Genomic DNA, 22,394 nt, shown 5'->3' with positions numbered 1-22,394 from the left:
CCATCCACTGCTCGGCGCTGCCCTGACAAGGTTGGCTTCGGATACACTCCAGCCAACCTTGTCAGGGCATCAGGCACAGCCCTTCTCTCACCTTCAGGAATTGTTGAGCTGGATATGCCCACCCCATCGAAAGACACCACTGTCTATGCCGCGCCAGTCATGCGCAAACTGACGGAAATCGTTTCCGAACTGCCGCCGTCATTGCGCAAGGTGGCGGACTTTATCCTGCGTCACCCGCTCAAAGCCGCGACGCTGACCATCGAGGAGATGGCTCACGAAACATTGACCTCGCCCGCCGCCGTCAACCGTCTGGCCAAAGCGCTGGACCTCGGTGGTTACAGCGGCATGAAGGCCGAGCTGGTCGCAACGTTGCAGCAAATGGTGTCGCCGGTCGACAAACTGCGCAACGAACTTGCCCATCGCCCGGGCGGCGCGTTTGGCCTGCATGAGCAACTCCAGAGCGCCAGCAGCAACCTGACTACGGCGACGAGCAACAACCACGCCGACACCTTTGAAGCGTTCGTCACTCGCCTGACCACGGCACGCAAAATCTACATTCTGGGGTTCGGCAACAGTGTTTACTTCGCCGGCCTCGCCGCCTCGACCCTGATGCCCTTCTGTGCCGACGCCACGGCCATCAGCATGGAGGGTGGCAACGAAAATGCCGCCTACCGACTGGCCGCGATCACTGATCAGGACGTGTTGCTGGCGATCTCCCTGCCGCGCTACTCCCTCGACACCCTGCAACTGGCACGCTTCGCCAATGAACGTGGCGCATCGGTGCTGGCAATTACCGACTCACCCGCCTCACCGCTCACCGGCATCGCTGAGCACACGCTGTTTGCGCCGTGCGATCACCCGGTGCTGACCAGTTCCAACATCGCCGTGCTCGCCTTGATCGAAGGCTTGGTCGCCGGCGTGATGGCGCGCAATAAAGAAGCGGTGAAGCTGGCAACAGAACTGACAGAAAGCGTGATGTCGTACCTGCATATTCCTAACAGCGGTAAACCGGCGAAAAAGTGATTTCGTTCTGGTTTTTACCTGATAGACAGCAACTCAACCGCGCACCAGGTAAGCGCCTGACGGAACCCGATGTCGCAGCTTCTTGCATTTGCCGGGTGGGGGCTGATGCCCGGGCGGGCGATCGGGAAACCAGATGCGGCATTTACCCGGAGGCGGCCAATGGCCGCGGGGAATTTCAACCTCCCCGTACGCGGGCTCTGGCTCGACCGAAGCCACTTGCAACTCTCCTTCGGGATTGGGCCTGCCAGCCGTTGGCGAATCCGATACCCACTTTTCATTTGCGCGAGCGAAGTTGCCTGCGTGAGGTTCAGCGTCTGGAGTAGATTGTTCAGCAGTGGCCATTTCTGCTTCGCGACGTCTTTGGGCCTCCTCTGCGAGCCCTTTCTGTACTGCGACCAGGTCCTCCCTGGCGTTGGGTGAAGTACCCGAAGCCTTGGCCTGCTGCGCCGCCTGGATCAATTGGAGGTTGCGGTTGCGTAACTCGACGTTGCGACCAACCCGCATGTTCGAGCGCGCCGCCAACGTTTCAGCCTGCTGGTACTGCCCCTGCTGAAGACGCAACACGCCGAGGTAATGCAGCGTCGCGGGATTGTTCGGCTGGATATGCAGGGCACGCTCCAGCGTGGCAGCGGCTTGGTCCAACTGGCCATTTTCATACTGCCGCGAGGCGGTTTCGATCAGGGTGGTCGATGCGCTGTTACTTTGCGAGGGCACTCTTCGCTCGGCAGCAACCGAGCCAAGCGACGCGACGGCGCAGAACGCCAGGATGAGACCCGGCAGAAAACTCTTGTTTGGCATCAGGGGCGGACTCGGCTGATCTGAGACGGTGCTGCCGTAAAACAGGCACCATCGCTGCTCGGCATCTCCAACACAGCGCCCGTACTGACCTGGCCAGCGCCCTGAAGTTCCCACTGCAACGGCCACTGCGCCTTCACACGTTCATTGCAATGGCGAAAAAGCCGCTGGCAGGTAAATCGTCGAGCGCATGTCACGCAGTTGCGGACCGGAGTTCTCGGGTGGCCAGACACCGTCTGCCACGGCTTGAGTCCGCACTTGCAGGCGCTGCTCCAGGGTCGACCACGGCCAGATGTGCAGGTAGCGCGGCAAGGCACCGTCGGTGGCATAAAACGCCGCATACACCGGCGAATACTGCTCGGCGGTGCGCGGTTCCACGCCCTTGCTCCAGCCATCGAGTGTCGGTTGCAACCCGGAACTGACCAGGTCTCACACGCGCATTTCGTAATACGGCCCGTGTTTTCCGGCACTCAAGGGAGTGAGGAACGGGAACAAGCTGTAATTTTCGATTCGCAGGTCGGTGATAAAGGCGTTGATACCGAACGCTTCGCCCTCCAACAGAAAGCGCTCGCGCTCCGCTTGCCGCAGACTTTCGTCGGCATAACCGCGCAGCACGGCAATTTGATTCAGCTGGCCGATTTCCGACGCCCAGCACCCCATCAGCGTGCCCCCCACTCCGGGCTTGGCCAGCGCGGCCTCGATTCGGACCAGTGCCTCTGCAACGGTCCGCACACGCACCGTAAAAGTAATCAGTTCAAACAATCGCATAACGTGCTCCGCTCATTCGTTGCCCTTAGCCTAAACCAGAGCCTAGAAGGCGAGATATTGAGACGAACCCCTTGGTGGACGGCGATCACCTTAGTGTTCTAGGTAGTTTCTTTATGTAGTTCCTTTATGTAGTTCCTTTATGGCAACCGTCAGCAGGTAAACCCATGCAAGTCCGCTCGCCTGTATGCCAGGTTTCGAGGACTCACTTCATCATGCCTCCTGCGCAAAGAGCTGATCGAGCCACGCGAGCGCATCGGCACGATTCGAGATGTCTGCGACGAATTCCTGACCACGTGCGGCGGCCTCCAGAGTCCCGGACGACGACCAGCGTTGCGATGGGTGATAGGTCAGACCAACTCCGCCGCGTGCTGGGTTCAACCAGTCAGGTACCGACCAAAGGGACGGACGCGGCGCACGACTCTCGGTCAGTCGAATGCCCGTCTTGAACAGGCCAAACCCCGGGCGATCGGTTATACGACCGTCCAGCATCAGATGCTCGGCAGCAATGTAAAGCGTGTTGTTTTCCTTCCAGCCGGCCCGGGTGTGCGGGTGTTCTTCGAGCCAGGGGTAACACTCAGCCGCGTGTGTTCCATCGACACCCAAAGAGAAAACCTCGCCGATTTGCAACCACCCAAATACGCGATGTTCGCGTTGCCCCGTGTATGACCAGCGGCCCTGGATTTGCGTCACCGGCCGGAACAAACCCCAGAAGAGGAACAAATCGCCGACGCCGACACCTTGCCCGGCGAGATGACTCTGAGCTGCGGCAAGCTGACCGAGCGCCCCGCGCCATCCGGACGCGCGAGGGCGCACGCTGGAATCAAGATCTGGATCGAGGTGGCATGGAGTTGCTCTGGAGTGGCGGCCTCGGGTGAGTTGTTCGATGAGGGTCGGGATCGGTTCGGTCAGGTCGCCGAAGGTGATGGGCGTTGGCATGCGAGTGGGGATGGGGAGCGAGATTGGCCGCCCCTCCACGAGCGGGCTAGGAACTCCGCCAGCGCTGGAGTCGAAACCTTTGCGCGAGAGTATGAGTTTCATAAGCCGCCGCCAGTGGTGAGGTACCGCTTGAAGTTGTGGTGTCCTGAGTTGGCCAGCGCAGACAAATCCAGCAAAAAAGCCTGAGAAGGCGAACGCAGCACAGGATGCTGCGTATACGCCTGTCACTCAATGCGGCGCGCGAGGGATCGTCTTGAGCAGGTCTTCGGGACTGATGTGACCCACGATCGGCTCCGAGACACTGCCCGGCAGCGGCAGGTCAAGGATGTGGCCCTTGATCTTGCCGATGACGTGCATTTCGCAAGGTTTGCAGTCGAACTTCAGCGTCAGCACCTCGTCACCGTGCACCAGTTGCATCGGCGCGACCTTGGTGCGTACACCGGTGACGCCTTTGGCTTGCTTGGGGCAGAGGTTGAAGGAGAAACGCAGGCAGTGCTTGGTGATCATCACCGGCACTTCCCCGGTTTCTTCATGGGCCTCAAACGCTGCGTCGATCAGCTTGACGCCGTGGCGGTGATAAAAGTCCCGAGCCTTCTGGTTGTAGACGTTGGCCAGGAATGACAAGTGCGACTCCGGATACACCGGCGGCGGAGTGGTTTCAGCCTTGCGATGACCTCTTGGGTGGGCGAGCAGACGGGCCACGGTCAGCGCGTCAATCACTTCGCGGCGCAAGGCTTTGAGCTGCGAGTTGGGAATGAAGAACGCCTGGGATGCAACCAGCTCAATGGCGGTGGCGTGATAGTCAGTGGTGCCCAGTTGACCGAGCAGATCGCGCAGTTGCTCCAATGCCTGCTCCGGCTTGTTGGCCAGACCGAACGGACCGTCCAGAGACAAGCTGGCGCTCACGCCCTCTTCGCTCGTGGCGGTCAGTTGCAGGCGCTGCTCGTCAAGACGTGCAACCCAACTCAAACCGATACGACGCTCGGCGGAGGTCTTCTGCAAGGCTTGCTGCCAGTTATGGTCAAGGTTGCGGCTCAATGGATGGTTAGGCCGCAACTTGAACATCCCATCCGGCATCTCGTTGGGTTCGACACGGTAGCGATAGCGCTTCTGACCCTCTTCGAGGAATTCACCCTTGGGCTCGGCGATGTTGGCGCGAAAGCCCACCACCTCGCGCTTGATCTGCACGTTAAGGCCATCACCATTGGATAGCGGTTCAAAGGTCACCACCTGCAAATCACGCTTGCCCACCTTCTCCACCACGCCCACCGACAAGCCAGTGAAGGTCGGTGAATCGAAGGCGCCGATGTCGATCTTGCGCTCACTGACGAAGTAGTCGGTGCTGCCACGGTGGAAGGTCTTGTCCGGGTCGGGCACGAAGAAGTGTGCGGTGCGGCCACTGGATGCCCGAGCCAGATCCGGACGATCTTCAAGCACGTCGTCCAGACGCTGACGGTAATAGGCCGTGATGTTCTTCACATACCCCATGTCCTTGTAGCGCCCTTCGATCTTGAACGAGCGAACGCCGGCTTCGACCAACGCACGGATGTTGGCGCTCTGATTGTTGTCTTTCATCGAGAGCAGGTGTTTTTCGTAGGCGACGACGCGGCCCTGGTCGTCCTTGAGGGTATAAGGCAAACGACAGGCCTGGGAGCAGTCGCCACGGTTGGCGCTACGACCGTTCTGTGCGTGGGAAATATTGCATTGCCCGGAGAACGCCACACACAACGCGCCGTGGATGAAGAATTCGATCGCCGCATCGGTCTCGTCGGCGATGGCGCGAATCTCTTGCAGGTTCAGCTCGCGGGCCAGTACCAGTTGGGAAAAGCCAGCCTGGTCAAGAAACTTTGCCCGCGCCAGTGTCCGAATGTCGGTCTGGGTGCTGGCGTGCAGCTCGATCGGCGGGATATCCAGCTCCATCACGCCCAGATCCTGAACGATCAACGCGTCGACGCCAGCATCGTACAGCTGGTGGATCAGCTTGCGCGCCGGCTCCAGTTCGTTGTCATGCAGAATCGTGTTGATCGTGGTGAACACTCGGGCGTGGTAGCGACGGGCGAACTCCACGAGTCGGGCAATATCGCTGACTTCGTTGCAGGCGTTGTGCCGGGCGCCGAAGCTCGGGCCACCGATGTACACGGCGTCGGCACCATGCAGAATGGCCTCGCGAGCGATGCTCACGTCACGGGCGGGGCTGAGCAATTCCAGGTGATGTTTGGGAAGAGACATATTTTTTATCTGGTTATCACGGTCGAGGTGCGCATTGTAGCGGGCAAAAACGTGATGGGCACGTGGGGCGACGGAATGGATCCTGTCACTCACCCGTGACATCCAGAGTGTCAAGGGTCTCGGTCCTGACAGGCAGCTTTGTTCGACCTACACCACCACAGTCAACCAGGCCGACACCAGCAGCAAAAAAGCCAATGCATGGTTCATGCGTTTGAACGCCTGTGGCGAACCAAAAAACCGGGCACTGCCCACGCCGAGCAACGCCCACAGGGTCATGCACGGCAAGGAGACCAACAGAAACACCAGCGACAACACCACCAGCCGCTTGGTCTTGTCGCCGCCACCGACAAATACGCTAACCACCGCCACCGCCATCATCCAGACCTTGGGGTTGACCAATTGCAGGGTGGCGGCGCCGAACACGCTGAGACCCTCGTCGCGCGAGGTGGCCGGGTCCAAGGATGGCGGCGCGCTTTGAAAAATCTGCCAGGCCAGCCAACTCAACCAGAGCACACCGGCCCAGGCCATTGCCTGCTGCACACGCGGAAACCGCAGCAGCGTCTCGCCCACGCCGAGCCCGACTGCAAACACAATCAGTGCCGCCGCCACGCATGCGCCAAAAATGATCGGCAGTGTGGCACCTAGCCCCCACCGCGAACTGTGACTCAACACCAGAATATTGGTCGGTCCCGGGGTAATCGAGGCAACGAACGCAAACAGCAGGAAAGGCAGCAACGATTCCATGGCTCAGACTCCCTGAAGGCGTATCGAAGGGGCGGAAAAGAACAGCGAAAAAGACATGGCATGGACTCCTTGATCAAATAGGAAACCATGGTCGCGAGTCGGCGGGATTCAGTCTGGAAGGTTTGAGCAGCGCTTGCGGTAATCCGCGGGTGTGAGCTGGTAGGCACGGCGAAACCAGCGCCCCATATGGCTTTGATCGGCGAACCCGAGAGCACTGGCCACCTGTGCCGGCGACTCGCCCCGCGCCAGCAACTGCCGTGCCTTGGCCAGCCGCAGCTGGATCAAATAAGCATGAGGCGCCAGCCCAAAGGCTGCCTTGAAGGCCCGTGTCAGACGAAAGCGATCAACACCACAGGCCTGGGCCAGATCATCCAGTCCGATGTCCTCGTAGGCATGGGTATGCAGATAGTCACGCGCAACCTGGGCCACCAACGGCAGGCGCGGATCAAAGGTCTGACGCTTGCGCCAATCAAGGTGGCAAGTGAGCGAACCCAACAAGGTGTCGATGGCACTCTGGCGCACGATGCGCAAGTCACCCTCATGGAGCGCGTGGAAGGCTAGATAAATGGCATTGGCCAGGCCCGGATCCTGGCTCAGGGTGTCGGCAAAACCCGGCTGACTGTTGCTCGGCGCGTGCTCAAACAACGCGAGCAACTCCCGTTCCAGCCAGTGCGGATCGAGGTAGAGCATGGAATAGGTAAACCCCTCCTCGGTCGGCGCATGCCCATCGTGTATCTCCCCCGGCTCCAGCATGAATACCTTGCCCGGCGTACTGAGGTGGCGAACGCGCCGGCAATTGAACTGCTGCACGCCCTGCTCGGTGACCCCCACCAGATAACTGTCATGCCAGTGCGGATCGTAGGCATGTCCCTGAAAATGGGCACGAATCGATTCAATCCCGGTATCGGCATCCTGGGACAACTCAATCCAGTTGCGTTTATCCACGCAAGGCTCCAGAGGTAATGGTTCAGCTTTGAACGGTGCGGACGGCTAAATTACCGCGCTTTGGAAAAGGGCGTTTAGAAGATTTGTGCAGGTGGGTGCTGAGCCATAACTGCCGGTTGTGACCGACAAGGCGTTGCTGGCCCTGACTGAACCAACCACAGCCGCCATGCCCGCGGAATATTTTGGGTCTGTCATGAATAGCCAAGCGATTGTCGCAAAATGAAAAGCACCCCCTTTTCGGGGGCTCTTTAATGTCAGCCATAAAAAAGCATCTGGCGATTTAGGCAGTCTGGTCGCCCACAAGGCGAACGCGACTGCTGCGCCTGCGTCACGAATTGCTTGGTACGCCAAGCAGGAGAACAACAATATGAACTTCGTGAAAAGTTTTCTGGCTGCTCCACTCCTCATGGCCCTGACCATCGATGCACAGGCCTATGTATCGAGTCAGGAAGCTGCCCAACTGGGCACCAGCCTGACGCTGGTAGGCGCTGAAAAGGCCGGTAATGCCGATGGCACCATTCCGCCTTATAGCGGTGGCCTGACCAATGCCCCGGCCAGCTTCAAGGCCGGTGACAGCATGCGCCCGGACCCCTATGCGCACGAGAAACCACTGCTGGTGATCAACGGCAAGAACGTTGACCAGTACAAAGGCATGCTAACTGCCACCACCGTCGAGTTGGCCAAGCGCCACCCCGGCTACCGCATCGACGTGTATCCGACCCACCGCACCGCAGCGCTGCCACAGGCGGTGCTGAACAATAGCCGCCGCAATGCCACTGCCGCCAGGTCACTCGAAGGCGGGTTAGCCATCGACAACGTAATGCCGGGGGTACCGTTCCCCATCCCGCAATCGGGCGCCGAGGCAATGTGGAATTTCCTGCTGCGTTACCAGGGCGTCAACATCCATTCCAAGTACGACTCCTGGAACGTCGACTCGGCAGGAGTGGCGAGCCTGGCTATCACCGGCGAGGCATACATCTCCTTCCCGATTTACGAAAACCTGTCGAAGCCCTTCAACAACTCCGACATCTACTATCAGATGAAACTGTCCTATACCGGACCTGCGCGGCGAGCCGGCGAGTCGATCATGCTCAAGAACGCCACCAACCCGCTGCAGCGTCCTGGCCGTGCCTGGCAGTACATGCCGGCCCAGCGCCGGGTCAAACAGATTTCGATCCTGGCCTATGACACTCCGAACCCCGGTACCGCCCGTGCACTCGAACTGTACGACTGGACGCTGGTGGGCAAGCAAGAAATGATCGTGCCCTATAACACCTACAAACTGACCTATGCCCGGGATGCCAAGTCGCTGACTACCCCAAACTTCATTTCCCCGGACTTCGTACGCTGGGAAAAACACCGCGTCTACGTCGTCGAGGGCAACCTCAAGCCCGGTGCAAAGCACATTTACCAGAAACGCCGCTTTTACCTGGATGAAGACACCTGGGCCGCTCTGGCCTCCGATCAGTACGACACAAGTGGCCAGCTATACCGTGGCTCCTTCGCTTTCCTCAGCCAGAGCTATGACCAGCAGGTCCCGGATGCCACCCCGTTCATGACGTACGATCTGTCGCGCGGCACCTACAACATCAATGGCGTGGTAGGTCCTCATGGTGGAATTCGGTATACGGAAGCGCTATCGACGGCGCAGTGGGTGCCAGAATCCATGGCGGGTGCCGGTATTCGCTAGGCCCGGGATGATACCGCACAGACAATGAGCCTTAGCTCAGGACGGGACACTGAAACGCATAAAGCCCCGCCCCTTCAAAGGGGACGGGGCTTTTTACTGCACACCTGTTTGAAACAACGCCCTCGCCGACCCTTGTGGATCTACGTGATCAAGCACTCGGTTTAGCGACAGCCCTGCCAGGGAAATCATCTGCCGGATGGCTAGGCTCTGTACGAAAAGTAATGTCGTAAACACTGCATGGCACAGGCCAGTGAGACCATCGCCGCATAACCTTTCGCGAGCTTGTCGAAGCGCGTAACGATGCGGCGGTTCTCCTTCAACCAGCCAAACATACGCTCGATGATGTTGCGCTGCCGGTACTTGGGGCGGTCAAACAGTCTCGGTAAACCCGGCTTGGGTTTGCGCTTCATGCTGCGTAGCGGGATTACCGTTTGCATTCCAGAGTGTGTAAAAAACGCTTTGGATGCAGAGGATTGGGTAATCGGTGGTTTTTCGCTGCGCTGGAGGTCTCTAGGGACCTCATCCAAGCCAAATCAATGTTGCTGTATTGATCGGAACTTGTGCCAGCGGGTACCTGCTAGATGCGGTTATCGCACCGCTCAAAAGGCTTCAGGCCTTCATTGCCGCCATCAAGGCATCACTGCCCAACAGCCGTAGCACGCGTTTGAAGTTGTAGGCGAGCACATGCAGGCTTATCTCCGTGCTCACCCGGGTAAGAGTTCTGGTGAGGAAATGCGTGGCCCCCATCCAGGACTTCAGTGTGCCGAAGGGATACTCCACTGTTTGGCGGCGGATCCGCATCATTTCTGGTGCTTGATCAAGACGACTCTGCATCGCCTCGACGACCGACTCATGTTCCCAACGGCTAATTCGCCGCTCAGAGCTGGGCGTGCAACGCTCCTTCAAGGCACAATTCCGGCAGTTCGAACTCCAGTAGCGATGTAGTTTTAACCCCTTCTCGACACTTGAGTAACGCCAGATCAAGCTTTGCCCGGCTGGGCATCGGTATTCATTCGTTGAGGTGTCATAGATGAAATCATCTTTGCCGAATCGACCAGCCGCTGTCGCTCCCGACGTCAGTATCTTGGGCACGAAAACGGTAATTCCAGCTTCATGGCACGCCAGTATTTCTTCGCCTTTGAAATACCCTCTGTCTGCGACTGCCGACAGTTCTTCGACACCCATGGCCTCTCGTGCGTGCTTTGCCATCGAACTCAGTTGGTCTCGATCAACGCCATCATTCGTTACCTCGTGTGCCACGATCAGGTGGTGCTTCGCATCAACTGCAGTCTGGACGTTGTAGCCGACCATTCCTGTTCCGCGCGTCTTCATCGAGCGAGCATCAGGATCGGTTAGGGAGATCTGTTTATCCGGCGTTTCGTTTAGCTGTACCTCGATTTGCTTGAGCTCTTGCATCTTGGCTTTCAGGGCCGAGACCTTGTCATGGAGGCGTTCGGCTTTGGCCTGAGCTACGGAAGGTTCCTGACGGTCTGCGGTATCAAGTGCTGTCAGATAGCGATTGATACTGGACTCAATTTCCTCCATTCGCCGTCGAAGCTTGGCGCTGGTGAAGTTCCGATCCCGATTGTTGACCGCCTTGAACTTACTGCCGTCGATGGCAACGAGCGCTTCGGAAAATAACCCCAGTTGTTGGCACAGCACCACAAATTGGCGGCACACACCGCGGATGGCCTTGCCGTTGTCTTTGCGGAAATTGGCGATGGTTTTGAAGTTCGGCATCAAGCGACCAGTCAGCCACATCAACTCGATGTTGCGCTGGGCTTCTCGCTCCAGGCGCCGGCTTGACTGAATGCGGTTGGATAGCCGTAGATGTAAATCTTCAACAGGATCGCGGGGTGGTAAGCAGGCCGCCCAGTATCGGCAGGAATAACCCCTTCAAAACCCAGCTTGACCAGGTCAAGCTCGTCGACAAAGACGTCGACCACACGCACCGGATTGGTATCGCTGACATAGTCGTCAAGGTTTTCGGGAAGCAACGTGCCTTGACCTCGGTGTTCACCTTGAATAAAGCGCTTCATGGGCAATCCCTGCGATGTAATCCTCAGAAATCATAGCAAGGGTTCGCGGAGGCGTTTTTACACACTCTGGGCCACAAGCGGTCATTCCTGACCGCTAGCAAGCGGCCTTACGATTGCACTGCATGGGTTGCTGGCCTGACGCCTGTGCACGATGCCCTGCAACCAGGCATCACTCCCTGTTCAGCACATCGATGATAGGGCAAGCAGCCCCGCCGTCGCCTGCATCGCACTCCTGCACCAGTCCGCCCAGCACCTGCCGAATTGCGGCAAGGTCGGCCATCTTTTGCTCGATCAGGGCCAGTTTGCGCACGGCCAGTGCTCGAGTCTCGCGACAAGTGCAGGCCGCATCAAGTGTCAGCAGTGCACCCACCTCATCCAGCGTGAATCCCAGCGCCTGCGCCCTCTTGATGAAGCGCAACCGTTTGACCTGCTCCGGTAGATAGCACCGATAACCGCTGAGCGGCTTTGGCGGCTCATCCAGCAAGCCGCGTCGCTGGTAATAGCGAATAGTCTCGATATTCACCCCGGCAGCTTCCGCCAACTTTCCGATACTCAACCCTGTCGCCATCACACGCCCCTTGATTCTGTACCGGGGTACGGAGTGTAGAGTGACTCTAGGTTAGATCGATTCAATGGAGAAAACGATGGCTCAGCAGATCGGCGGATCCTGAGGCGTTGACCAAGGCGACGACGAATGCAAGTTATCCCCCCACCATGCACAAATGAGGCAACCATGAGCGCCGTCATCCTCGAATCCGTGTTGACCTGCCCGCATTGCGGTTTCGCCAAGCAGGAGGCCATGCCCACGGATGCCTGCCAGTTCTTCTACGAGTGTGGCAGTTGCAAAACCCTGCTACGCCCGAACCCCGGTGACTGCTGTGTGTTCTGTTCGTTTGGCACGGTGAAGTGCCCGCCGTTTCAGGAGCAACGCGGATGCTGTGGTACGGCCTAACCTATGTTTATTCCGTTTATCAGACGCCCCTGACGCGCCTCCAACGGTGGTTATGGGAGGTTAGTGACATGTGGAATCACGCTCTGGTGCTCGTGATGGCCTACCTGACTATCACCCTCACCATCGGCTGGTTGTATACCATGGCTCTCATGTATTGGCTTTGACCCAATTGGTGACGATCGGTCGGTCCGCCAAGCTTTTAATATCTCGAATGGATTCTGGAATCACTCACAAAACTCAGTTGAGGTTGCGAAACGTGAGAGCCAGATTGATTGGGGCCACCACCATCATCATCGCGGTGCTTGGTGTGACGACGCATAAGTTCATGGAATGGACATCTATCGAGAACGAGCGAAAGGATACGGTGTGCAAGGCAGCGCAGCAGCATTTGAAAACCCTGGAAAGTCGAGCGCGAGCGATGGCTGCGGGACTGTCTATCGACGCTTACGCAGAGGCCGAGAATACTGAGGTGGACAAATTGGTCAGCGCCCTGGATACCGCAAACAATGATGCTGAGGTTGAAGCTGTCATAGACGCACACGCTGCCCAGTTAGAGGCGAAAGACGCTGCAACCGATGCAGAATTGAAAAACCAAGGGAATCAGGTTTTTCTCGAACAGCAACTCAAAAAACAGCGCATAACCACTGATATCAAGCAAGAAATCAAACGCACCGAGAAGGCTGTAACTGAGGCATGTGATTAGCGTTCGCTCCAAGTTTCGCCCGCCCCTCCAGCCAAATATGCTCAAAAACGTTTTCACGCAGCCCGGGGCGTTTGTGGCCCTTCCTGACAGGCAGCAATCGGCCAAGAAGCGGCCCTTCTCGACCCGTTAAATCCACGTCGCCTTAGGGCAAGCCCCCCTACTAAAAGCAGTCGGTGAAATTGGGCCGCTACTATCCCCATAAATGGGGTATTACACCCACCTACCGGGTGTTTACCACCTAATTTGAGTCTCGCTTGGAACACTGAGATACAGCTTGTTAATTAACTTGAACTTTTTCTTCGCCCTATTGCAATGGCTCATTCATTGCTTCCCCCCCTGGTACCCGCAACAGCTGTCGTCCCGGACATCATGGAGACGGCGGGGCTTGCCTGATTCGGTATGACGCGAGGGGTGAAAAATGAAGCGCGCGACACCACCATGCAGCTCCATCGCCTTACTGCTCAGGTCAAGCCCGCCCTGTACGATGCTCCATACCCTGACCACCGCCAGCATCGTGCCGCTGGATGATTTCGGCTCGCCACCACCGACGACCCCCTCGGCGTTTAACAATCCGCCGGCCGACCTCAAGGCCGCGCTGGATGTGCTGACCTTGCCACCAGCCAACCCAGGCGCGAGTGTCCTGCCCAACGGCGTGTTCGGTGACCGGAACACGCCACGGGCTGACAACGTACTTCCACCAAACTTGCAGACATCATTCAAAATCCCCACCAACGGCAAGCCCAGCCAATTGTTCAGGGCTCAGCCGTACACTCAGCAACTGCTGTGGCTCGAAGAATTCGGCACGGAAAAACTCGACCCGACACTGCCGGCGCCAACGTCATATGCACTAGCCGTTTGTGTTCGCCCTGATCGGCGCGCTGTTCATCCTGCCGGTGACCCTGATGAACACCTTCTGGAGCTAACCGTGTTCCGTGGAAAAGGGAGAATTGGTGATGTCTTCCACTAATAGATCAATTGCTGTAATCACGAAAAGGCCGAACACCCTTTATAAGCAGCTTGCTCAGTTGAGCCTAATATTTATCACGTTGCTGATGATGCTGGCGTTGTCCACTGTATTGGCGATGGAGTTGACCCTTTGAGCGCTCTGAACTGCCGGCTCCGATGGTGGTCGATCCTGACTTGGCCAAGACGATCATGAAGCGATTCATTGAAGGCTAGGCGCGAACTCAAGTCATCTTGCTGCCGGAGTGCCAGGACGATTAGCCACGCGAGGTGTGTTGGGTGGACGCTTATTTCTCACGATTCATAGAGAGTGGTCGATAGCCGATTGTCATGAGCGCGGGTACGCATGGGCATCGACTCAGAGCCAAGTCCAGAAGCAAGAGAGTTTCACGGCCGGGTTTCCACCTCCACAAATGACCGAAATCGACCCAAGCCAGTCCGGTCGTGACAGGCACAAAACGGCCGATTCTGTTGAAAAAGTCGGTCTGCCCAAACTGCCTGATCATTGACTGGTGAAAACGCCTTTTCTGCACGCTGCTACGTGAAATCCGACTCCGGAAGCCTCTGCGAAAAGTAAAGATTTCAATCTCGGACGCGTACTTTTCTGATGCGCAAACCATCGCCGACTTTTTCAACAGAATCGGCCAAATGCGGTCTTTCGCAGGCGTCCAGGAAACCAGAGGCGATTCATTTTTACCTGCTTCTGCAGCAGAAATTGGTAAGGAGTCTAATATTGAAATGCGATAGATCGGTCCATCCCATATTTGCGTAATGATGCGAGGGACCGTTGGCATGTAGGCGGCTCCAACACTGGACCGGTGTTGGCTATATGGATTTAACTTTGGAGGGAACCATGAACCATCTCATCGCCACCGACGAGCCACCTGAAGCCGTTCGCCTCGTGGTCAAGGTTTACGCCTATTTGCTGCTCGCAGGATTTGCGTTTGTTCCGGCCTATCTGATTGGCTACTTATACTTCTTTCAGGACCCCACGCTTCTATTCGAGAATCACCTGTTCCATGTAATTGCGATCACGACAGCCACCTTGGCAGGCTTGTTTGTTACTTACGTAACGTGGCGCTGCTATCAGTCATCGGGAGATCCGCTACTGCGATGGATGACGCTTGGTTTTCTCGGTTTTGTACTGATCTACGCGTTGCATGGTGCGTTCACTGGGCTAGCACACCACAATATCTGGCTGTTCCTGCTTTATGGACCTGCCTCTCGACTGGTCATGTCGATTCTGCTGTTAGTCGGAATGCTGTCGTACCACCGCCCACCTGATGCTGCGGACCAACGAACGAAGGCCCGCCCGTGGTTGACCTGGATAGGACTGTTCCTGCTGGTTGACGTGGCAGTGGCGTATGTCGCGAATTCGCCGATCGCCGACAATCTCTCGGTGCGCCTCTCGATGGAAGGTGGTGCCCTCGTTCTTTCCACATTGACCGTGGCAGTACTCCTGCTACGCCGTATCCGTTCGCCGCTGATGATGATTTTTGTCATCTCGGTCACCGCGTTCGCGCTGTCATCTCTTGCCTTCATCCTTGCACGTCCGTGGAACCATATGTGGTGGCTCGCTCATGCGATCTTCGCCGGCGGATTCTTCATGTTGAGCTATGGGGTAGTGCAAGCGTTCCTCACCACGCGGTCGTTCTCGAAGATTTACAGCCAAGAGGAGTTGATGGTGCGTCTTGCCGAAGCGATGGCGTATACCGAGAGCGCCCTGCGGGAACTCCAGCGCACCAATCAAGAACTCGGGCAACTTGCGGCGACCGATCCACTGACAGGCGCTGATAATCGGCGTCGGTTCATGGAGCGGGTCGAAGTCGAAATCGGCCGGACCAAACACGGCGGTGCGCCATTCTCCGTGCTGGCACTCGATCTGGATAATTTCAAGTCCATCAACGATCGCTTCGGGCATCAGGTTGGCGATGACATCCTGAAGAGTTTCGTGGGGAAATGCCTCGATTCGATCCGGCCGTATGACGGCGTAGCCCGAGTGGGCGGGGAAGAATTCATGATACTGCTACCTCAGACTTCACTTGAAGGCGCGCACGTAATCGCTGAGCGTCTGCGAAGCACCGTTGCAAATAATTCTTTTTATGGCCTGCAGCGGTCAACCGTGGTCACAGTGAGCATCGGTGTATCACAATCTGGCCGCGACGGTGACACCATCGAGGCAATTCTGCGTACAGCCGATCAACGCCTATATCACGCTAAACACGAAGGCCGTAACCGTGTGGTGACTACCATCAAAACCAGCCTCCAACCTCTGCCCTGACCATCGTCTCGAAGTCGCTGAAAGCGTCGGCACCGATACCCAGCTTTGCGCCACAGCATTCTATGGCAAATGTGCACCTATGCTTGGGTCTGCTGGAAGAACTGATCGAGCATTCCGTGCTGCTCCGTCACCTGTGCGCAATATCCGTCAAAGGTCATCCGGGCGTATCAGTTTCAGCACATCTTCGATGATCCTGAAACCAAGCCAGTAGTTTCCCTGACTTTCGAAAATCCTTTGCGCCATGCCCTTCCTCAGTTTGAGTCGTCAATGCTTCAAACTTCCCCCAGGGAGAAAACCATTGTGCACATTCTCAAACCAATCACCGTACTAACGTCCTTTTTTACAATGATGCTGCCGGTGCTGACCTCTGCGCAGGCGGCTACCGACATTTCACCCGCAATCAAGACGCCGGATCGTGTCGAAACCCGAATCGGCCTATGCGATTCGCGAGGGCTTCCACAGCATTGGCGCTGAAGACAACTCGGTGGTCATCTTCTCCGAGTTGATGGACTCCGACTCGCTCTTTCTCACGGCCAACGCCGATACTATCTACACGGTGGCAACGCTCGACTTGACGAAAGGACCGTTGGTGGTTGAAGTGCCACCGAAGGCTCTCGGCACGCTTAATGACATGTGGTTTGGCTGGATCATCGACATCGGCGCACCCGGACCTGATCGGGGTGAAGGCGGTAAATACCTGATTCTGCCGCCAGACTACGATGGTCCTGTTCCTGATGGCGGTTACTTTGTTGGCCGCTCGAAAACCAACCATGTGCTCTACGCCGTTCGCGCCTTTATGGAGAACAACGACACGAAACCTGCGGTTGATCTCATCAAAGACAAGCTGACGATAACCAGACGCGCTCCATGCTCCAGACACCACAGCGCTATCCGCGTGCCGGCAGTCAAACCTACCCTTCACCGGCGGCCATCGAAAACGCGGATGGTTCCATGACCATCTACTTCGGCCCTTTCAAACCAGCGGACGCCAAAGCTGGCAACTGGATACAAACCATGCCCAACAAGGGCTGGTTCCTGCTCCTGCGCCTCTACAGCCCCCTTGAGTCGTTCTTCACGAAAGAGTGGCGCCCGAGCGAGGTCGAACTGGTTCGGTGAGACAAGGTCACGGTCAGCACAACCTCCCGGGCGGTGTTCAGTTTCACGCCGACTCTCAGGGAGCTTCGGAGAAATTGAGCTGTACCGTGAACCAGCGTCAACCGAATCACTCCGCCATGATCGCCTGATACTGCTTCTGGTACTCGGCATAGGGAAGGTTTTGATCCATCAATACTTTCACGCGCGCTTCCTTGTACTGAGTAGGAGTCAGCATTCCAACCGGAACCGACGGGAGCGTAGAAGCTGAGGCCTGGTTAGCTGGCGTGATGTTTCCGACGCATTGATATTTGACGATCATCTGGCCAGTGGTGCAATTACCCCAGCCATCGCGGACCTGGCAGTTCTGGGTTTTCCCACCGAAGAGTTCGGCGCGGTTGTAACCCCAAACCGCACATTTGCTGTTTGCAATTGACTCAGCTTGCTTATAGTCAACGACCGGTGTCTCAAAGGGTTTGAAATCATAAGCCATATCGATCGAGCCGTCCGCTCGGCTCCCGCCGGTTGCGTAGAAGTCTTTACGGCTGGAGCAGCCTGTTACCACAACAGCCAGCATGACCAGAAAAAGTAGCTTACGCATGGAGGAAATCCCGTTCAGATACAAGAAGCACAATGATGGCAATGTGCCTTGCTGTTGTCTACAAAAACGATTCTTGAATGGACGAACGATTTAAATAAAGACGGCAGCAATGAGCCCAGGCTCCACAGCTACAACGACTACCTGTCGCCAATAGCTATGGAGCAGAATGCGGCATAAACACCGTAACTGGTGTCCGGGATTTTTTGACCAGTTCAGGTAGGCTCCTGATGGAGGCATCGAGCACCACCCCGCACTCGCCCCGCTAGAGCAACACCCGAGAAAGGAGACTGCATGGACTCCGGGGGCGCCCCCTCGCTCCGGGTGGAGTGACGAAAAAACACCTCGCACAGACCCCATCGCGGATTTATCTGCGATGGGGTCTGCAACCGCGTAGCAACGTGCGGTCAGCAGCAACAGCATCATGCCGACAGGATAAAGTCCGTCTGATCGATACCTGAGCTGCTAACACCGACAAGGCGAATAGAGTCCACTCCGATCCCGATCACCGTGTCCGCCCCGTCAGCCGCAATGCTCACGTTGGCAGCGAACGTCTCGCTGCTGATCCCCAGCCCCGCGATATTGAGCAAGTCCTGCCCTCCGGCCGGATTGATATCGAAGCCCTGGATCGAGTCGTTGCCGAAGCCTGCGGCAGCAAACACGAAGGTATCGTTGCCGAAGCCGCCGTTGAGCGTGTCGTTGCCCAGCCCGCCGAAGAACAGATCGTCGCCCGCACCGCCGACCAGAATGTCGTTGGCCTGGCCGCCCAGCATCGTGTGGTTTGCCGCCGCTGCATCGTAGGCCAGCTCACTGCCGCTGCCCTCGGCGTTCGCCTGCAAACCTGCGGCCGCGTATTGGCCATTCAGCGCGACCTGCGTCACATGCGCACCGTCGCTCACGCTCAGCATGCCGCCGGTGCCTGTGTCATTCGCTGCATAGGTGATCTGCGTATTGGCGCCGAACGCTACATCGCCAAAGTCCAGCCTGTCACCCGCGACAAAACCGCTGACGCTGCCACTGAACGCCGCTGACACATCAAGCTTGAGCGTGCCTGCCGCGCCGCTGTCGAACGTCACATGCTGATCGGAGGCAGCACCGAATTCCAGCATCGCCGAACCGCTGATAGTCGCGCTTCCCGCGCCACTGGCATCTCCGTGGATGATGATATTGCCATCGTTTGCCCACAGGCTGCCGCTGTTGACGAGTGCACTTTCAATCACCAATCCGCCGCTGCCGCTGGCTTGCAGCACACCAGAGTTGGTCACGGCACTACTACCGGTATCGATCACCAGCGCATTGACGCCGCTGGCAAGGATCAGGCCCGAGTTGACCAGCATCATCTGCCCCGCTCCCAACTGGCCGGCACCCGAGATTGTGTTGTCGGCATTGGTAAGCACCGTGTCCGCGCTGCCACCAAAGATCACGTTCTGCGCGCTGTCGGACAGCACCACTTGCCCGCCTCCGGTCAACGTCGCGCCACGGAACAGAATCTCAAGATCGGTCCCGCTGCCGGTGGAGCCGAGCGCTATGGTGCCACTGTTGTCGATGCTGCCACCGAACGGCATGATCGCGCCGTCGGCAATGGTGATGGTGCCCGTATTAGTCGTGACCGGGTCCACATCGAACAGTAGGTTGGCCCCGCTCAACGCCGCAGCATCCACACCGTTGATGGTGATCGTCTGGTCGGCGCTGATACTGAGCACGGCATTGCCGTTCGCGTCGTTGGCGATACTCACATCCGCAAACCCGTTGACGCCCGTGAAGCCGATCAAGTCGATCGTGTCCGCCGCTGCATCGAAGCTGTGAATAACGTTGTTGCCGATCGGCTGGGCGAACACGAAGGTGTCGGCACCGGACGAGCCAGTCAGATTGTCGTCGGTGGACAAGGCGAAGATCGGTGAACCTGGGGCGTAGGCTTCTATGTTGTCGGAAACGAAGGCATTACCAATGCTGCCATCGGCGTTGGTCCAGGTCATGCTGACTCCGAGCACCAGCGCACCGGCGAAGTCAGTAGGAGTTGTCACAGTCAGTGAACCGGGATCGTTGGTATGCACTGTCCAGTTACCGTCGCCGTTGTTGGTTCCGGCGTTCAGCGTCCAGCCTGACGGCATCCCTGTTATCGTCACATCGATAAAGTCACTTGCGCCCACCGGCGGATCAGTCAGTGCAAGGTTGATAGCCTCTCCAGCGATCCCCGCTGGAGCAGCTTCTGATCTCGTGCTTGTGTTACCCGCCAGATCAGTCATGGTCACTGTGACATTGTGTCCATCTATATTGTCTGAGGTTCCTAAAGCGGAATTGGTATTGCCATCTATCGCCCATTTTCCATTGGTTGCAGTTCCATTAACCAGCACTAAAGAGAAGTCTGCGACAGGAGAAGTGGGATGGTTATCATGAACGGTCACTGACACCACACCTGAACCTGAACCTGAAGTGTCAGTCACACCTATTGTGAAAATATTGCTACCTCGATTGTAGTATCCGTTCCCCTCCCCATCCGCCCCGATGGGTGCAGCAGTATCGACTATCAATGTGCCGGTTGGATTGACGCCATTGGCTCCTGTAAGAATGGCATTGTTCCCCGTCGCATTTTTGATCGTCGCACCACCAAGAGTGAATGCGGACGCAGCCAGGGTAAGGTCGGCTGTATTTTGACCGGCCCCTACCGTGTAAGTGAACGTCAGCGTATTAGTGCCCGAGCCGCTCGTGTAGCTTGCCGTCCCGCCGGTGTTCAGGTTGAGCGTCGGCAAACCTGTGACCAGTACGACGTCGCTGAAAGTCAGGTTCAGTGTCACCGTCTCAGCTGCCTTGAGCGTGCCATCGTTAGTGCCATAGCTGGCGCCCGTTACCGTTGGCAGCGTCGGGATTTCGTTCGTGCCGTTGATAGTCACTGTCACTGTCTGTGTGTCAGACGCAGCATTATTGTCTGCACTGCGCACCGTGTAAGTCAGCACCAGGGACTGGCCGACATTGAGATAGTCGAACGCCTGTATGCCGGAATTGAAGTTCCAGATCAGGTTGTGCGCGTCGCCACTGTCAGCCGCCAGGCCGGAAGTAGGTGTTGCACTCAGCATGTTCAGCAGTTGTGCGTTCGTCAGGCCAAGCCCTGTAGTAGTGCCTGTTGCAACCACTCCTGTGATTGACGTGCTGATCGAATCTGAGAGATCGACATCATTGACGCTCAGCGTACCGCTAGCGGTGAGCCCCGCATTAGTCTCCGTCAGCGTCGCGCTCGCACTGTCGCTCGTGACCAGATGGATATCCGGATCATCGTTGGTGCCGGTCAGGGTGATCGTCACCGTCTGCGCTGCCGAGGTGGCGTTGGCCGCGGCGCTGTTGTCGGTGGCCACCACGGTGTAGGAGAAACTGATGGTTTCGCCGGCGCGCAGGAAGTCCAGGTTCTCGCTGCTGCTGTAGTTCCAGCTGTCCTGATCGACCGAGAAGCCAGCCACCAGCGCCGCGGCCTGCGCCGCACCGAGCGTACCGCCGCTCCAGACGAGGTCGTTATTGGCGCTCTGGCTGACCGTCACGACGTCGTGGCTGTCCAGATCGGCGAAGCTCAGCGCCCCGCTGTCGCTCAGCGTGGCCGCGCCGTTGCCTTCGTTCATTGCCCCGGTTGTGTCGTCGATGGTCAGCGTCGGCTGGTCGTTGGTGCCGGTCAGGGTGATCGTCACCGTCTGCGCTGCCGAGGTGGCGTTGGCCGCACCGCTGTTGTCGGTGGCCACCACGGTGTAGGAGAAGCTGATGGTTTCACCGGCGCGCAGGAAGTCCAGGTTCTCGCTGCTGCTGTAGTTCCAGCCGGCCTGATCGACCGAGAAGCCGGCGACCAGCGCTACGGCCTGCGCCGCACCGAGGGTGCCGCCGCTCCAGACGAGGTCGTGGTTGGCGCTCTGGCTGACCGTCACGACGTCGTGGCTGTCCAGATCGGCGAAGCTCAGCGCCCCGCTGTCGCTCAGCGTGGCCGCGCCGTTGCCTTCGTTCATTGCCCCGGTCGCATCGTCGATGGTCAGCGTCGGCTGGTCGTTGGTGCCGGTCAGGGTGATCGTCACCGTCTGCGCCGCCGAGGCCGCGTTGGCCGCGCCGCTGTTGTCGGTGGCCACCACGGTGTAGGAGAAACTGATGGTTTCGCCGGCGCGCAGGAAGTCCAGGTTCTCGCTGCTGCTGTAGTTCCAGCTGTCCTGATCGACCGAGAAGCCAGCCACCAGCGCCGCGGCCTGCGCCGCACCGAGGGTGCCGCCGCTCCAGACGAGGTCGTGGTTGGCGCTCTGGCTGACCGTCACGACGTCGTGGCTGTCCAGATCGGCAAAACTCAGCGTACCGCTGTCGCTCAGCGTGGCCGCGCCGTTGCCTTCGTTCATCGCCCCGGTCGGGTCGGTGATGGTCAGCGTCGGCCGGTCATTGGTGCCGGTCAGGGTGATCGTCACCGTCTGCGCTGCCGAGGTGGCGTTGGCCGCGCCGCTGTTATCGGTGGCCACCACGGTGTAGGAGAAGCTGATGGTTTCGCCGGCCCGCAGGAAGTCCAGGTTCTCGCTGCTGCTGTAGTTCCAGCCGGCCTGATCGACCGAGAAGCCGGCGACCAGCGCTACGGCCTGCGCCGCACCGAGGGTGCCGCCGCTCCAGACGAGGTCGTGGTTGG

Annotated in this window: 16 protein-coding genes and 3 pseudogenes; 8 read left to right on the top strand and 11 right to left on the bottom strand. The window is 58.0% G+C overall.

Going from position 1 to position 22,394, the window contains the following annotated elements; all coding sequences use genetic code 11:
• Nucleotides 1–114 precede the first annotated feature (114 nt).
• Entirely contained in the window at nucleotides 115–1,023 is a 909-nt protein-coding gene (locus KGB06_RS16515) for a MurR/RpiR family transcriptional regulator (RefSeq protein WP_223517535.1), read from the top strand.
• A gap of 33 nt (nucleotides 1,024–1,056) precedes the next feature.
• On the opposite strand, the gene KGB06_RS16510 is transcribed toward KGB06_RS16515, so the two are convergent.
• From KGB06_RS16510 to KGB06_RS16485, 6 genes and pseudogenes are all read right to left on the bottom strand, one after another.
• Entirely contained in the window at nucleotides 1,057–1,821 is a 765-nt protein-coding gene (locus KGB06_RS16510) for a tetratricopeptide repeat protein (protein WP_223517533.1), read from the bottom strand.
• Nucleotides 1,822–1,962: 141 nt separating this feature from the next.
• A pseudogene (locus KGB06_RS16505) lies at nucleotides 1,963–2,586 on the bottom strand (NIPSNAP family protein).
• A 210-nt stretch (nucleotides 2,587–2,796) separates the two neighbouring features.
• Nucleotides 2,797–3,624 carry a hypothetical protein gene (locus KGB06_RS16500; protein ID WP_223517532.1) on the bottom strand — a complete coding sequence of 276 codons (828 nt, stop codon included), beginning with the start codon at nucleotides 3,622–3,624 and terminating at the stop codon, nucleotides 2,797–2,799.
• A gap of 126 nt (nucleotides 3,625–3,750) precedes the next feature.
• Nucleotides 3,751–5,751: a peptidase U32 family protein gene (locus tag KGB06_RS16495; RefSeq protein WP_223517530.1), complete on the bottom strand. Its 2,001-nt coding sequence runs from the start codon at nucleotides 5,749–5,751 to the stop codon at nucleotides 3,751–3,753.
• Nucleotides 5,752–5,898: 147 nt separating this feature from the next.
• On the bottom strand, nucleotides 5,899–6,495 hold the full coding sequence (locus KGB06_RS16490) for a LysE family translocator (protein ID WP_223517528.1): 597 nt from the start codon (nucleotides 6,493–6,495) through the stop codon (nucleotides 5,899–5,901).
• A gap of 108 nt (nucleotides 6,496–6,603) precedes the next feature.
• A complete protein-coding gene (locus KGB06_RS16485; protein WP_223517526.1) occupies nucleotides 6,604–7,440 on the bottom strand; it encodes an AraC family transcriptional regulator in 837 nt (278 codons plus the stop codon).
• A gap of 367 nt (nucleotides 7,441–7,807) precedes the next feature.
• Here KGB06_RS16485 and KGB06_RS16480 point away from each other — a divergent pair, with 367 nt between their 5' ends.
• The gene (locus KGB06_RS16480; protein WP_223517524.1) at nucleotides 7,808–9,130 is read left to right on the top strand and encodes a DUF1329 domain-containing protein; all 1,323 of its coding nucleotides are present in this window, start codon (nucleotides 7,808–7,810) and stop codon (nucleotides 9,128–9,130) included.
• A gap of 200 nt (nucleotides 9,131–9,330) precedes the next feature.
• On the opposite strand, the gene KGB06_RS16475 is transcribed toward KGB06_RS16480, so the two are convergent.
• The 3 genes and pseudogenes from KGB06_RS16475 to merR form a co-directional block, all read right to left on the bottom strand.
• Nucleotides 9,331–9,612, bottom strand: coding sequence for a transposase (locus KGB06_RS16475; RefSeq protein WP_411741854.1), 282 nt, complete (start codon nucleotides 9,610–9,612; stop codon nucleotides 9,331–9,333).
• A 127-nt stretch (nucleotides 9,613–9,739) separates the two neighbouring features.
• Nucleotides 9,740–11,169: pseudogene (locus tag KGB06_RS16470) on the bottom strand (IS1182 family transposase).
• 169 nt (nucleotides 11,170–11,338) lie between these two features.
• Nucleotides 11,339–11,737, bottom strand: coding sequence for an Hg(II)-responsive transcriptional regulator (gene merR, locus KGB06_RS16465; protein ID WP_223517523.1), 399 nt, complete (start codon nucleotides 11,735–11,737; stop codon nucleotides 11,339–11,341).
• A gap of 165 nt (nucleotides 11,738–11,902) precedes the next feature.
• Here merR and KGB06_RS16460 point away from each other — a divergent pair, with 165 nt between their 5' ends.
• The 6 genes and pseudogenes from KGB06_RS16460 to KGB06_RS16435 all read left to right on the top strand — a co-directional run bounded on the left by KGB06_RS16460 (nucleotide 11,903) and on the right by KGB06_RS16435 (nucleotide 17,184).
• Complete coding sequence (locus KGB06_RS16460) at nucleotides 11,903–12,121, top strand: GDCCVxC domain-containing (seleno)protein (protein ID WP_223517521.1); 219 nt, start codon at nucleotides 11,903–11,905, stop codon at nucleotides 12,119–12,121.
• A 256-nt stretch (nucleotides 12,122–12,377) separates the two neighbouring features.
• Nucleotides 12,378–12,824 (top strand): hypothetical protein, encoded by a 447-nt coding sequence (locus KGB06_RS16455; protein ID WP_223517520.1) that lies wholly within the window; start codon nucleotides 12,378–12,380, stop codon nucleotides 12,822–12,824.
• A gap of 484 nt (nucleotides 12,825–13,308) precedes the next feature.
• Nucleotides 13,309–13,659: pseudogene (locus tag KGB06_RS16450) on the top strand (copper oxidase); the annotation flags it as partial.
• A 981-nt stretch (nucleotides 13,660–14,640) separates the two neighbouring features.
• Nucleotides 14,641–16,068, top strand: coding sequence for a GGDEF domain-containing protein (locus KGB06_RS16445; RefSeq protein ID WP_223517518.1), 1,428 nt, complete (start codon nucleotides 14,641–14,643; stop codon nucleotides 16,066–16,068).
• 415 nt (nucleotides 16,069–16,483) lie between these two features.
• A complete protein-coding gene (locus KGB06_RS16440; protein WP_223517516.1) occupies nucleotides 16,484–17,023 on the top strand; it encodes a DUF1254 domain-containing protein in 540 nt (179 codons plus the stop codon).
• Nucleotides 16,936–17,184 carry a DUF1214 domain-containing protein gene (locus KGB06_RS16435; RefSeq protein ID WP_223517515.1) on the top strand — a complete coding sequence of 83 codons (249 nt, stop codon included), beginning with the start codon at nucleotides 16,936–16,938 and terminating at the stop codon, nucleotides 17,182–17,184. The genes KGB06_RS16440 and KGB06_RS16435 overlap by 88 nt, the downstream gene beginning before the upstream one ends.
• A gap of 106 nt (nucleotides 17,185–17,290) precedes the next feature.
• Here the strand turns inward: KGB06_RS16435 and yecR are convergent, their stop codons facing one another.
• A complete protein-coding gene (yecR, locus tag KGB06_RS16430; RefSeq protein ID WP_223517514.1) occupies nucleotides 17,291–17,761 on the bottom strand; it encodes a YecR family lipoprotein in 471 nt (156 codons plus the stop codon).
• A 419-nt stretch (nucleotides 17,762–18,180) separates the two neighbouring features.
• Nucleotides 18,181–22,394, bottom strand: a 4,214-nt coding sequence (locus KGB06_RS16425; protein ID WP_223517512.1) for a beta strand repeat-containing protein, incomplete at its 5' end; no start/stop codon positions are given.

Origin of the sequence: Pseudomonas sp. GL-B-19, assembly GCF_019956415.1 — a bacterium.
Lineage (GTDB): Bacteria > Pseudomonadota > Gammaproteobacteria > Pseudomonadales > Pseudomonadaceae > Aquipseudomonas.
Note: the sequence above shows the minus strand (reverse complement) of the source record. Positions and strands in the feature narration are given on the sequence as shown.

Bases quoted from the DNA above. Each gene is read 5' to 3' on its own strand.
- KGB06_RS16510 (WP_223517533.1), bottom strand. From the start codon at position 1,821: ATGCCAAACAAGAGTTTTCTGCCGGGTCTCATCCTGGCGTTCTGCGCC.
- KGB06_RS16500 (WP_223517532.1), bottom strand. From the start codon at position 3,624: ATGAAACTCATACTCTCGCGCAAAGGTTTCGACTCCAGCGCTGGCGGA.
- KGB06_RS16495 (WP_223517530.1), bottom strand. From the start codon at position 5,751: ATGTCTCTTCCCAAACATCACCTGGAATTGCTCAGCCCCGCCCGTGAC.
- KGB06_RS16480 (WP_223517524.1), top strand. From the start codon at position 7,808: ATGAACTTCGTGAAAAGTTTTCTGGCTGCTCCACTCCTCATGGCCCTG.
- merR (WP_223517523.1), bottom strand. From the start codon at position 11,737: ATGGCGACAGGGTTGAGTATCGGAAAGTTGGCGGAAGCTGCCGGGGTG.
- KGB06_RS16515 (WP_223517535.1), top strand. From the start codon at position 115: ATGCCCACCCCATCGAAAGACACCACTGTCTATGCCGCGCCAGTCATG.
- yecR (WP_223517514.1), bottom strand. From the start codon at position 17,761: ATGCGTAAGCTACTTTTTCTGGTCATGCTGGCTGTTGTGGTAACAGGC.
- KGB06_RS16435 (WP_223517515.1), top strand. From the start codon at position 16,936: ATGCTCCAGACACCACAGCGCTATCCGCGTGCCGGCAGTCAAACCTAC.
- KGB06_RS16460 (WP_223517521.1), top strand. From the start codon at position 11,903: ATGAGCGCCGTCATCCTCGAATCCGTGTTGACCTGCCCGCATTGCGGT.
- KGB06_RS16445 (WP_223517518.1), top strand. From the start codon at position 14,641: ATGAACCATCTCATCGCCACCGACGAGCCACCTGAAGCCGTTCGCCTC.
- KGB06_RS16490 (WP_223517528.1), bottom strand. From the start codon at position 6,495: ATGGAATCGTTGCTGCCTTTCCTGCTGTTTGCGTTCGTTGCCTCGATT.